Source organism: Enterobacter sp. 940_PEND (genome assembly GCF_001059415.1).
Lineage (GTDB): Bacteria > Pseudomonadota > Gammaproteobacteria > Enterobacterales > Enterobacteriaceae > Enterobacter > Enterobacter cloacae_M.
The window spans coordinates 17,166-29,150 of the sequence record NZ_JUMS01000035.1 but is presented as its reverse complement, the minus strand read 5'-3'; the positions used below and the strand labels follow the sequence as shown (position 1 = coordinate 29,150).

Below are 11,985 nucleotides of genomic sequence, written 5' to 3'. Positions count from 1 at the left end.
CGACCCCGACCTTGGCAAGGTCGTGCTCTACCAACTGAGCTATTCCCGCAAATCTGCACTGCTTTTGTTGCTGTCGTAACGTGTAATTCTCTGTCGTTACGGGAGGCGCATTATACGAGAAATCCTTTTAGCTGCAACCCCCCTTAAAGCGATTTTTTCGAAATTAAGTTCAAATGCTTAATTAATCGGCAAGCTGAACAATTTAACGACAAAAACCCGGCCACGCAAGGCGCCGGATCGCAAAATCACAGCTTAATAAAGTTTTCGCGGTAGTAGGAAAGCTCCGCCACGGACTCACGGATATCGTCCATCGCCTGGTGAGTCCCCTGCTTTTTAAAGCCATCGAGGATTTCAGGCTTCCAGCGACGCGCCAGCTCTTTCAGGGTGCTGACATCCAGATAGCGGTAGTGGAAATATGACTCCAGCTCCGGCATGTACTTAAACAGGAAACGGCGATCCTGGCCGATGCTATTCCCACAGATAGGCGATTTGCCTGCCGGAACCCACTGTTTCAGGAACTCAAGCGTCGCCAGCTCCGCCTCGCGATCGCCGAACGTGCTCGCCTTCACGCGCTCCACCAGGCCACTGCCGGTGTGGGTGCGCACGTTCCATTCATCCATCAAAGCCAGCTGGTCGTCGGACTGGTGCACTGCAATCGTTGGCCCTTCAGCCAGGATATTCAGGTTAGCGTCCGTCACCAGCGTTGCAATTTCAATGATGCGATCGCGCTCGGGATCCAGCCCGGTCATTTCGAGATCGATCCAAATCAGGTTGTTTTCATCCGCGCTCATGTTATTTTCCACCCTTCTCGCATAACCGGCAGTAGCAGGTTAACTAGTATTAATTAGAGTGTATCATAGAGGTTTTGCCCCTTACGGGCGACCAGGAGCCAGCGCGATTGAGTAAAAATAAACTCTCCAAAGGGCAGCAGCGCCGCGTAAACGCCAACCACCAGCGCCGTCTTAAAACCACTTCGGAGAAGCCGGATTATGACGACAACCTGTTTGGTGAAGCGACAGAAGGCATAGTCATCAGCCGTTTCGGTATGCATGCCGATGTCGAATCCGCCGACGGGGATATCCACCGTTGTAATATCCGTCGCACCATCCGTTCACTGGTTACCGGCGATCGCGTGGTCTGGCGACCGGGTAAAGAGGCGGCGGAAGGCGTTACGGTAAAAGGTATCGTTGAAGCGGTTCATGAGCGCACGTCCGTTTTAACCCGCCCCGATTTCTACGACGGGGTCAAACCCATTGCCGCCAACATTAACCAGATCGTCATTGTTTCGGCGATTTTACCTGAGCTTTCTCTCAACATTATCGACCGATACCTCGTCGCCTGCGAAACGCTGCAGGTTGAACCGATTATCGTGTTGAACAAAATCGATCTGCTGGATGACGACGGCATGGCCTTCGTGAATGAGCAGATGGATATCTACCGCAAGATTGGTTACCGCGTGCTGATGGTCTCCAGCCACACCAAAGATGGCCTTAAACCGCTGGAAGAGGCGCTGACCGACCGTATCAGCATCTTTGCGGGCCAGTCCGGCGTGGGTAAATCGAGCCTGCTGAACAACCTGCTTGGCCTCCAGCAAGAAATCCTGACCAACGATGTGTCCAACGTCTCTGGCCTGGGCCAGCACACCACCACCGCCTCGCGTCTGTATCATTTCCCGCACGGCGGCGACGTGATCGACTCCCCGGGCGTGCGTGAGTTCGGTTTGTGGCACCTTGAGCCGGAACAAATCTTTAACGGATTTGTCGAATTCCATGATTATTTAGGCGCTTGTAAATACCGCGACTGTAAACACGATAACGACCCTGGCTGCGCTATCCGTGAAGCGGTTGAGAAAGGCGAGATCGCGGAAACCCGCTTCGAGAATTACCACCGTATTCTTGAGAGCATGGAAGACGTAAAAACGCGTAAAAACTTTTCTGATTCTGATAACTGACAACTAAGCTAAGCATCGCTAAAATCGTCCCCTTTTTTCAGGTTCCGGCGGCTTAACGCCGGATCAGGAACGACAAAACAATGGCCTGGAGGCTACCTTGTTAAACGCATTTAAACTTTCGCTTCAATACATTCTGCCAAAACTGTGGCTCACTCGCCTGGCGGGCTGGGGCGCAAGCAAACGCGCGGGCTGGCTGACCAAACTGGTCATCGACCTTTTCGTAAAATATTACAAGGTCGATATGAAAGAGGCGCAAAAGCCGGATACCGCCAGCTACCGCACCTTCAACGAGTTCTTCGTACGCCCATTGCGTGACGAAGTGCGCCCGCTGAACACCGATCCTAACGTCCTGGTGATGCCTGCAGACGGCGTGATCAGCCAGTTGGGTAACATCGAAGACGACAAAATCCTGCAGGCGAAGGGCCATAATTACAGTCTGGAAGCGCTGCTGGCGGGTAACTACCTGATGGCGGATCTGTTCCGTAACGGTACGTTTGCCACCACCTATCTGTCACCGCGCGACTACCATCGCGTGCATATGCCGTGTAACGGTATCCTGCGTGAAATGATTTACGTCCCGGGCGACCTGTTCTCCGTAAACCACCTGACCGCGCAGAACGTGCCGAACCTGTTTGCCCGTAACGAGCGCGTCATCTGTCTGTTCGATACTGAATTTGGCCCTATGGCGCAGATTCTGGTCGGTGCGACCATCGTAGGCAGCATCGAAACCGTCTGGGCCGGCACCATCACCCCACCGCGCGAAGGCGTGATCAAACGCTGGACCTGGCCTGCCGGTGAAGCGGAAGGCTCGGTGGCCCTGCTGAAAGGTCAGGAGATGGGTCGCTTCAAGCTGGGCTCTACCGTAATCAACCTGTTTGCGCCGGGCAAAGTGAAGCTGGCTGAACAGCTCGAAAGCCTGTCGGTCACCAAACTGGGCCAGCCGCTGGCGGTCTCTACTGAAACCTTCGTGACGCCGGATGCAGAACCTGCTCCTCTGTCACAGGAAGAGATTAACGCCGAGCACGACGCCAGCCCGCTGGTTGACGACAAAAAAGACGAAGGCTAACAACAGAAGGATCGCTGACGTGCGCCCGATTATCGTTCTACTGATGGCCTGGTGCCTCAGCATGGGGGCGTACGCAGCGACAGCCCCCGACGCCAAACAGATAACCCAGGAACTGGAGCAGGCAAAAGCGGCCAAACCCGCTCAGCCAGAGACCGTCGAGTCGCTCCAGTCTGCCCTGAATGCGCTTGAGGAGCGGAAAGGCTCTCTTGAGCGCGCTCAGCAGTATCAGCAGGTTATCGACAACTTCCCCAAACTCTCGCAGACGCTGCGCGCGCAGCTCAATAATCTGCGTGACGAACCGCGCGACGTGCCCGCAGGCATGACCTCGGACGCTCTGAACCAGGAGATCCTGCAGGTCAGCAGCCAGCTTCTGGAAAAGAGCCGCCTTGCCCAGCAGGAGCAGGAGCGAGCGCGTGAAATCGCCGACTCCCTCAGCCAGCTTCCGCAACAGCAAACCGATGCCCGCCGCCAGCTTAATGAAGTTGAGCGTCGCGTGGGTACGCAAAGCGGCAATACGCCACAGGCTCAGGCCCAAAATCTGGGCCTGCAGGCAGAATCGGCTCGCCTGAAGGCCCTTGTCGATGAGCTGGAGCTGGCGCAGCTTTCCGCCAATAACCGCCAGGAACTGTCGCGGATGCGCTCTGAACTCGCTCAGAAGCAGAGCGAGCAGCTGGATGCGTATCTCCAGGCCCTGCGCAATCAGCTCAACAGCCAGCGCCAGCGTGAAGCGGAGCGCGCGTTGGAAAGCACCGAACTGCTGGCGGAAAACAGCGAAAACCTGCCTGCCGGTATCAACGAACAATTCAGGGTCAACCGCGAGCTTTCTGCCGCGCTGAATCAGCAGGCGCAGCGCATGGATCTGGTTGCCTCGCAGCAACGTCAGGCGACCAATCAAACGTTGCAGGTGCGTCAGGCGCTCAACACCCTGCGCGAGCAGTCCCAGTGGCTCGGGTCATCAAACCTGCTGGGCGAAGCGTTACGCGCCCAGGTCGCGCGCCTGCCGGAAATGCCGAAGCCGCAGCAGCTGGATACCGAGATGGCCCAGCTGCGCGTTCAGCGACTGCACTTTGAAGATCTTCTCAATAAACAGCCGCAAATCCGCCAGATCCGTCAGGCTGACGGCCAGCCCCTGACCAGCGAGCAAAACCGCATTCTGGAAGCCCAACTGCGTACCCAGCGTGAACTGCTGAACTCTCTGCTCCAGGGCGGAGATACGCTGATTCTGGAGCTGACCAAGCTAAAAGTCTCCAACAGCCAGCTGGAAGATGCGCTGAAAGAGGTGAACGAGGCGACGCACCGTTATCTCTTCTGGACCTCCGACGTGCGTCCGATGACATTCTCGTGGCCGATTGAGATTGTCCAGGACCTGCGCCGCCTGATTTCGCTGGACACCGTCAGCCAGCTGGGACAGGCCAGCGTGATGATGTTTACCAGCAAAGAGACCATTTTCCCGCTGCTCGGGGCGTTGATTCTGGTGGGCTTCAGCATTTACTCGCGCAGACATTTCACCCGCTTCCTGGAGCGTTCCAGCTCCAGGGTCGGGAAAGTCACCCAGGATCACTTCTGGCTGACGTTGCGCACCGTATTCTGGTCGATTCTTGTCGCCTCCCCGCTGCCGGTGCTGTGGATGACGCTGGGGTATGGCCTGCGGGAAGCCTGGCCCTATCCGCTCGCGGTCGCGATTGGCGATGGCGTCACCGCCACGGTGCCGCTGCTGTGGGTGGTCATGATTTGCGCCACCTTCGCGCGCCCCAATGGCCTGTTTATCACCCACTTTGGCTGGCCGCGTAATCGCGTCGCGCGCGCTATGCGTTACTACCTGATGAGCATCGGGCTGATTGTGCCGCTGATTATGGCGCTGATCATGTTCGATAATCTCAACGACCGGGAGTTCTCAGGCTCGCTGGGCCGCCTCTGCTTCATGCTGATTTGTGGGGCGCTGGCCATCGTTACGCTCAGCCTGAAACGCGCTGGCATTCCGCTCTATCTGGATAAATCCGGCAGCGGCGACAACATGTTCAACCGGCTGCTCTGGAACCTGCTGCTTAGCGCACCGTTGGTTGCGATGCTGGCAGCCGCAGTAGGTTATCTGGCGACCTCGAAGGCGCTGCTGGCGCGACTGGAAACCTCGGTGGCCATCTGGTTCCTGCTTCTGGTGGTGTACCACGTGATCCGCCGCTGGATGTTGATCCAGCGGCGGCGTCTGGCGTTTGACCGTGCCAAGCATCGCCGGGCAGAGATTCTTGCCCAGCGTGCGCGGGGAGAGGAAGAGCCAAACCACGTCAACAGTACGGAAGGCACAACCGAAGCGGACGAGGTCGAACTGGATCTGGATGCCATCAGTACCCAGTCCCTGCGTCTGGTTCGCTCCATCCTGATGCTCATAGCCCTGCTGTCGGTGATCTTCCTGTGGTCGGAGATCCATTCTGCATTTGGCTTCCTGGAGAACATCTCTCTGTGGGACGTGACGTCCACGGTGCAGGGCGTTGAAAGCCTGGAGCCGATTACCTTAGGGGCGGTGCTGATTGCCATACTGGTGTTGATTATCACCACGCAGCTGGTGCGCAACTTCCCTGCCCTGCTGGAGCTGGCGCTTCTGCAGCATCTGGATTTAACCCCGGGGACGGGATATGCGATTACGACCATAACTAAATATCTGATCATGCTGTTTGGCGGGCTGGTTGGCTTCTCGATGATCGGTATTGAGTGGTCGAAGCTGCAGTGGCTGGTGGCGGCCCTTGGTGTAGGGTTAGGTTTTGGTTTACAGGAGATCTTCGCCAACTTCATCTCTGGCCTGATCATTCTGTTCGAAAAACCGATCCGCATTGGCGATACCGTCACGATCCGCGATCTGACCGGCAGCATCACGAAGATCAATACCCGTGCGACGACGATCAGCGACTGGGATCGGAAAGAGATCATCGTGCCAAACAAGGCGTTTATCACCGAGCAGTTCATCAACTGGTCGCTGTCAGACTCCGTTACCCGCGTGGTGCTGACGGTACCGGCGCCGTCGGACGCCAACAGCGAAGAGGTGACCCAGATCCTCTACACCGCCGCTGAGCGCTGCTCGCTGGTGATCGACAACCCGGCGCCGGAAGTATTCCTTGTGGATCTACAGCAGGGGATCCAGATTTTCGAGCTGCGTATCTACGCCGCCGAAATGGGACACCGTATGCCGCTGCGCCATGAGATTCACCAGCTGATTCTGGCGGGCTTCCGCGAGCACGGTATTGATATGCCGTTCCCACCGTTCCAGATGCGCCTGGAAAGCCTGGACGGGCGTAAAACGGGAAGAACGCTGACGTCAGCGGCGCGTACGCGTCCGGCGGGAAGTTTGTAAGATAAGCGGTGCAACCCTCTCCCGCGGGAGAGGGTAAACTGCCGTCAGGCGCGATCTACGGTAAACGCAATCACATCGCCAAGCTGCTCTGCGCCCAGGGCCAGCATCACCAGACGGTCAACACCCAGCGCCACGCCGGAGCAATCCGGCAGGCCCGCTTTTAATGCTTCAAGCAAATTCACATCAATAGGCTGCTGCGGCAGGCCGCGCGCGGCGCGCTTGCGGTTATCCTGCTCGAAACGCTGCGCCTGCTCGCGGGCGTCGGTCAGTTCGTGGAAGCCGTTCGCCAGCTCAATACCTTTGTAATAGACCTCAAAACGCTCTGCGACACGATGGTCTTCGGTACTGATCTGCGCCAGTGACGCCTGGCTTGCCGGGAAGTGATAGACAAACGTCGGACGATCCTTGCCAATCTGTGGTTCTACGCCGAAGGTGAACAGCAGCTGTAGCAGCGTGTCGCGATCCTCTTCGGTATCCGCCACGTTGCTGAGATCCAGTTTTGCCGCCACTTCGCGCAGCTGGGTTTTGTCCGCCGATAGCGGATCGATTTCCAGATGGCGCTGGAAAGCCTGCTGATAGGAGAGCGTTTCGGCTTCTGAGCAGTCCAGAACCTGCTGCAGCAGATCGTCCACCTCATTCATCAGACGGTACATATCATAATGAGGGCGGTACCACTCCAGCATGGTGAATTCCGGGTTGTGGTGACGCCCCATCTCCTCATTACGGAAGCTGCGGCACAGCTGATACACCGGACCACATCCCGCCGCCAGCAGGCGTTTCATGTGGTATTCCGGGCTGGTCATCAGATACAAATTCATGCCCTGAGAGTGGCCGGGGCCAACAAAACGGGTTTCAAACGGCACCAGATGAATATCCGTTACCGTTGCCTGACTCATGCACGGCGTTTCCACCTCCAGGACTCCGCGGTCGGCAAAGAAACGGCGGATCTCCGCCATAATTGCAGCGCGTTTTAACAGATTAGGGATGGATGCGCTCGGCTGCCAGGTGGCCGTTTCGCTCATGAGTTGTTCTCCGATTTCAGACAAGGGCACGAAGTCTACTCGTTAGCAGGGGCAGAGACAAATTTTGCGCAGTAAAAAAGCGCATTTCATTTAGGTGAACTTTTTCGTGACGTATTTCATCAATCTTCATGATAAATCGCCGTACAGAACAGCAAAAAAATCGAACACGTCAAATTTCCCTGACATCTACACGGTTATACTGTTTTACCCATAAAGGAGCAGTGGAAACGCTTTCGCAATCGTCCTTTTGGACGGGTGAACTACCTTTAGTTTGTCGCGTTGCGAAATAACAAAAATCTGGAGGAATGTCGTGCAAACTTTTCAAGCCGATCTTGCCGTAATAGGCGCTGGCGGGGCTGGATTACGTGCTGCGATTGCTGCAGCACAAGCTAATCCCAACGCTAAAATCGCATTGATTTCAAAAGTCTATCCAATGCGTAGTCACACAGTGGCAGCAGAAGGAGGGTCCGCCGCCGTTGCGCAGGATCATGACAGCTTTGAATACCATTTCCACGACACGGTTGCAGGGGGCGACTGGCTTTGCGAACAGGATGTCGTTGACTACTTTGTGCATCATTGTCCCACGGAAATGACCCAGCTTGAACAGTGGGGATGTCCGTGGAGCCGCCGTCCGGACGGCAGCGTCAACGTTCGCCGCTTTGGCGGTATGAAGATTGAACGCACCTGGTTCGCCGCCGATAAAACTGGCTTCCACATGCTGCACACCCTGTTCCAGACCTCCCTCCAGTTCCCACAAATTCAGCGCTTCGATGAACATTTCGTCCTCGACATTCTGGTTGATGACGGGCAGGCGCGTGGCCTGGTGGCGATGAACATGATGGAAGGCACGCTCGTCCAGATCCGCGCCAACGCCGTAGTGATGGCGACGGGCGGTGCGGGTCGCGTTTATCGCTACAACACCAACGGCGGCATCGTCACCGGTGACGGCATGGGCATGGCGCTCGGCCACGGCGTACCGCTGCGCGATATGGAGTTCGTGCAGTATCACCCAACCGGTCTGCCGGGCTCCGGCATTCTGATGACGGAAGGCTGCCGCGGTGAAGGCGGTATTCTGGTCAATAAAAACGGCTATCGCTATCTGCAGGATTACGGCATGGGCCCGGAAACCCCGCTCGGCGAGCCGAAGAACAAATACATGGAACTCGGCCCGCGCGACAAAGTCTCTCAGGCCTTCTGGCACGAGTGGCGCAAAGGCAACACCATCTCCACGCCGCGCGGCGATGTGGTCTATCTCGACCTGCGTCACCTTGGCGAGAAGAAACTGCTGGAACGTCTGCCGTTCATCTGCGAGCTGGCGAAAGCCTACGTCGGCGTCGACCCGGTGAAAGAGCCGATTCCGGTGCGTCCAACCGCGCACTACACCATGGGCGGGATCGAAACCGACCAGCAGTGCGAAACCCGTATTAAAGGCCTGTTCGCCGTCGGCGAGTGTTCCTCCGTGGGTCTGCACGGCGCCAACCGTCTCGGCTCAAACTCGCTGGCCGAGCTGGTCGTCTTTGGCCGCATGGCGGGCGAGCGCGCGATGGAGCGGGCGGCTACAGCAGGCGAAGCCAACGGTGCCGCGCTGGATGCGCAGGTCGCAGACGTTGAAAAACGCCTGAAAGACCTGGTGAACCAGGAGGGTAACGAGAACTGGTCTAAGATCCGCGACGAGATGGGCCTGTCGATGGAAGAAGGCTGCGGTATCTACCGTACCCCTGAGCTGATGCAAAAAACCGTCGACAAGCTGGCGGAACTGCAGGAGCGCTTCAAGCGCGTGCGCATCACCGATACCTCCAGCGTATTCAACACCGACCTGCTCTACACCATCGAGCTGGGCCACGGCCTGAACGTCGCGGAATGTATGGCGCACTCTGCGCTGGCGCGTAAAGAGTCGCGTGGGGCCCACCAGCGTCTGGACGAAGGCTGTACCGAACGTGACGACGTCAATTTCCTGAAACACACTCTCGCCTGGCGCGATGCAGATGGCACCACACGTCTGGACTACAGCGACGTGAAAATCACTACGCTGCCGCCGGCTAAACGCGTGTACGGTGCAGAAGCAGAAGCCGCCGAGAAGAAGGAGAAGGCGAATGGCTGAGATGCAAAAAATGAAAGTTGAAGTGGTGCGCTACAATCCGGAAGTGGACGCCGCACCGCACAGCGCTTTCTATGAAGTCCCTTATGACGAGCAAACCTCCCTGCTGGATGCGCTCGGCTATATCAAAGACAACCTGGCGCCAGACCTGAGCTATCGCTGGTCCTGCCGTATGGCAATCTGCGGCTCCTGCGGCATGATGGTCAACAAGGTGCCGAAGCTGGCCTGTAAGACCTTCCTGCGCGAGTACACCAAAGGCATTAAGGTCGAAGCGCTGGGCAACTTCCCGATTGAACGCGATCTGGTGGTCGATATGACCCACTTTATCGAAAGCCTGGAAGCCATTAAGCCGTACATCATCGGTAATCCGCGCACGCCGGATCAGGGGCCGAATACCCAGACGCCGGCGCAGATGGCGAAATACCATCAGTTCTCCGGCTGCATCAACTGCGGCCTGTGCTACGCCGCCTGTCCACAGTTTGGCCTGAACAAGGAGTTCATCGGCCCGGCCGCCATTACCCTGGCGCACCGCTATAACGAAGACAGCCGCGACCACGGTAAAAAAGAACGTATGGCGCAGCTTAACAGCCAGAACGGCGTCTGGAGCTGTACCTTTGTGGGTTATTGCTCCGAAGTTTGTCCGAAGCACGTCGACCCGGCCGCCGCAATTCAACAGGGTAAAGTGGAAAGCTCGAAAGACTTTCTTATCGCTACCCTGAAACCACGCTAAGGAGTGCATGATGACGACTAAACGCAAAGCCTATGTGCGGCCTGTGCCGTCCACCTGGTGGAAAAACCTGCCGTTTTATCGCTTCTACATGCTGCGTGAAGGCACGGCGGTACCGGCGGTCTGGTTCAGCCTTGAGCTGATGTACGGCGTTTTTGCCCTCAAGCATGGCCCGGAAGCCTGGGCCAGCTTTGTCGGTTTCCTGCAAAACCCGATCGTTGTTGTTCTGAACCTGATCGTGCTCGCGGCCGCGCTGCTTCACACCAAAACCTGGTTTGAGCTGGCGCCAAAAGCGGCGAACATCATCGTAAAAGACGAGAAAATGGGGCCAGAGCCGGTGATTAAAGGGCTCTGGGCAGTGACGATTTTGGTCACTGTGGTCATTCTGTTTGTCGCATTGTTCTGGTAAGGAGACACCTGTGATCAATCCAAATCCAAAACGTTCTGACGAGCCGGTCTTCTGGGGCCTGTTTGGCGCAGGCGGCATGTGGAGTGCCATCATCGCCCCCGTCATCATTCTGCTGGTCGGCATTATGCTGCCGCTGGGGCTGTTCCCGGGCGATGCGCTGAGCTACGAACGCGTACTGGCGTTCGCGAGCAGCTTTATCGGCCGCGCGTTCATCTTCCTGATGATCGTCCTGCCGCTGTGGTGTGGCCTGCACCGTATTCACCATGCGATGCATGACCTGAAAATTCATGTACCGAGCGGGAAATGGGTGTTCTACGGTCTGGCGACCATCCTGACCGTGGTGACGCTGATTGCCGTGGTCACCATCTGACGCTTCTGGCCCGCCATCCGGCGGGCCTTTTATTTCTGCATCTTCCCCACCAGCCACTGGGCAAATTCGCGCATTGCGGGCGTTTCTGACCGTGACTGTAGCCTTGTCAGCCAGTAGCTTCCGAGATCAATCTGCGTTGCAAACGGCTGCACGATGCGCTCGCTGCTGAGTAAATGGGTAAACATGTCGACAGGCGCAATGGCAATCCCTACGCCTGCCTGCGCGGCTTCCAGCATGGTCACGGACGAATCAAACACCATCACCCGGTGCGTCGGCGAGGGAGAGTGTTCGCCCGCTGCCTGCATCCACGCAGCCCACTCGTCGCGCCGGTAGGAGCGCAGCAGGGTAAACTTCAGGATATCTGCCGGGCTTTTGAGAACTGAGGCAATCTCGGGTGTACAGAGCGGAGACAGCGGCGCAGGGCAAAGGAATTCAGCATCGGTTCCATGCCACGCGCCGCCACCGTAGCGAATAGTGTAATCAAGCCCTTCGGCCGCTGGATCGACGCGATTGTTATGGGTGGAAAGCTGAAGATCAATATGCGGATAGCAGCGGCGAAAGTCCGCGAGCAGCGAGAATAAAACACCCGTGGCAAAAGTCCCTACCACACCTATTTTGAGCTTCTCCTGAGCGCGCTGGCTGGCAAAACGATCCAGCATTCCGGCGATGCGATCGAACGAGTCATTCAGCACCGGCAGCAAATTCTCGCCTTCGGTGGTCAACATCAGCCCTCGCGAAACGCGGACAAACAGCTGGCAATTAAGGTGCTGTTCCAGCGCCTTGACGTGCTGGCTAATCGCGGAATGGGTGACATTCAACTCGATAGCGGCATGAGTAAAACTGAGATGCCTGGCGGCTGCTTCAAACGCCCGCAGGGAATTAAGAGGGAGATAGCTGCGCGTCATGGTCTCGTCCGTTAGAAAAATTAACAGCTAATGCTAAATTTAACCGTTTGTCAGCCATAGTCAAATCCAACAGACTACAGCGGTCTGACGGGCC

General features: G+C 56.9%; 10 protein-coding genes. 7 read left to right on the top strand and 3 right to left on the bottom strand.

Annotated features, from left to right (window positions below; genetic code table 11):
* Window positions 1–245: 245 nt before the first annotated feature.
* Window positions 246–791: an oligoribonuclease gene (gene orn / locus ADJ24_RS05360; RefSeq protein ID WP_023310130.1), complete on the bottom strand. Its 546-nt coding sequence runs from the start codon at window positions 789–791 to the stop codon at window positions 246–248.
* A 107-nt stretch (window positions 792–898) separates the two neighbouring features.
* Here orn and rsgA point away from each other — a divergent pair, with 107 nt between their 5' ends.
* The 3 genes from rsgA to mscM all read left to right on the top strand — a co-directional run bounded on the left by rsgA (window position 899) and on the right by mscM (window position 6,360).
* On the top strand, window positions 899–1,951 hold the full coding sequence (gene rsgA, locus ADJ24_RS05355) for a small ribosomal subunit biogenesis GTPase RsgA (protein ID WP_023310129.1): 1,053 nt from the start codon (window positions 899–901) through the stop codon (window positions 1,949–1,951).
* 97 nt (window positions 1,952–2,048) lie between these two features.
* Entirely contained in the window at window positions 2,049–3,017 is a 969-nt protein-coding gene (gene asd, locus ADJ24_RS05350) for an archaetidylserine decarboxylase (RefSeq protein WP_029739893.1), read from the top strand.
* 19 nt (window positions 3,018–3,036) lie between these two features.
* Window positions 3,037–6,360, top strand: a complete 3,324-nt coding sequence (mscM, locus tag ADJ24_RS05345; RefSeq protein ID WP_023310127.1) for a miniconductance mechanosensitive channel MscM — start codon at window positions 3,037–3,039, stop codon at window positions 6,358–6,360.
* A gap of 44 nt (window positions 6,361–6,404) precedes the next feature.
* On the opposite strand, the gene epmA is transcribed toward mscM, so the two are convergent.
* Complete coding sequence (epmA, locus tag ADJ24_RS05340) at window positions 6,405–7,382, bottom strand: elongation factor P--(R)-beta-lysine ligase (RefSeq protein WP_023310126.1); 978 nt, start codon at window positions 7,380–7,382, stop codon at window positions 6,405–6,407.
* 310 nt (window positions 7,383–7,692) lie between these two features.
* On the opposite strand from epmA, the gene frdA reads away from it, so the two are divergent.
* Genes frdA through frdD form a run of 4 tightly spaced genes read left to right on the top strand, consistent with a single transcriptional unit; the run spans window position 7,693 to window position 10,986 of the window.
* On the top strand, window positions 7,693–9,483 hold the full coding sequence (gene frdA, locus ADJ24_RS05335; RefSeq protein ID WP_023310125.1) for a fumarate reductase (quinol) flavoprotein subunit: 1,791 nt from the start codon (window positions 7,693–7,695) through the stop codon (window positions 9,481–9,483).
* Window positions 9,476–10,210 carry a succinate dehydrogenase/fumarate reductase iron-sulfur subunit gene (locus tag ADJ24_RS05330; protein ID WP_023310124.1) on the top strand — a complete coding sequence of 245 codons (735 nt, stop codon included), beginning with the start codon at window positions 9,476–9,478 and terminating at the stop codon, window positions 10,208–10,210. Before frdA ends, ADJ24_RS05330 begins: the two co-directional genes overlap by 8 nt.
* Before the next feature lie 10 nt (window positions 10,211–10,220).
* On the top strand, window positions 10,221–10,616 hold the full coding sequence (gene frdC, locus ADJ24_RS05325; RefSeq protein ID WP_023310123.1) for a fumarate reductase subunit FrdC: 396 nt from the start codon (window positions 10,221–10,223) through the stop codon (window positions 10,614–10,616).
* Between the two features lie 10 nt (window positions 10,617–10,626).
* The gene (gene frdD / locus ADJ24_RS05320; RefSeq protein ID WP_023310122.1) at window positions 10,627–10,986 is read left to right on the top strand and encodes a fumarate reductase subunit FrdD; all 360 of its coding nucleotides are present in this window, start codon (window positions 10,627–10,629) and stop codon (window positions 10,984–10,986) included.
* Between the two features lie 29 nt (window positions 10,987–11,015).
* Here the strand turns inward: frdD and ampR are convergent, their stop codons facing one another.
* Window positions 11,016–11,891, bottom strand: coding sequence for a LysR family transcriptional regulator AmpR (gene ampR, locus ADJ24_RS05315; RefSeq protein ID WP_023310121.1), 876 nt, complete (start codon window positions 11,889–11,891; stop codon window positions 11,016–11,018).
* Window positions 11,892–11,985: the final 94 nt, after the last annotated feature.

What these genes read in the sequence shown, in the direction of transcription:
- frdC (WP_023310123.1), top strand. Translation starts at nt 10,221, where the DNA reads ATGACGACTAAACGCAAAGCCTATGTGCGGCCTGTGCCGTCCACCTGG.
- ADJ24_RS05330 (WP_023310124.1), top strand. Translation starts at nt 9,476, where the DNA reads ATGGCTGAGATGCAAAAAATGAAAGTTGAAGTGGTGCGCTACAATCCG.
- ampR (WP_023310121.1), bottom strand. Translation starts at nt 11,891, where the DNA reads ATGACGCGCAGCTATCTCCCTCTTAATTCCCTGCGGGCGTTTGAAGCA.
- orn (WP_023310130.1), bottom strand. Translation starts at nt 791, where the DNA reads ATGAGCGCGGATGAAAACAACCTGATTTGGATCGATCTCGAAATGACC.
- epmA (WP_023310126.1), bottom strand. Translation starts at nt 7,382, where the DNA reads ATGAGCGAAACGGCCACCTGGCAGCCGAGCGCATCCATCCCTAATCTG.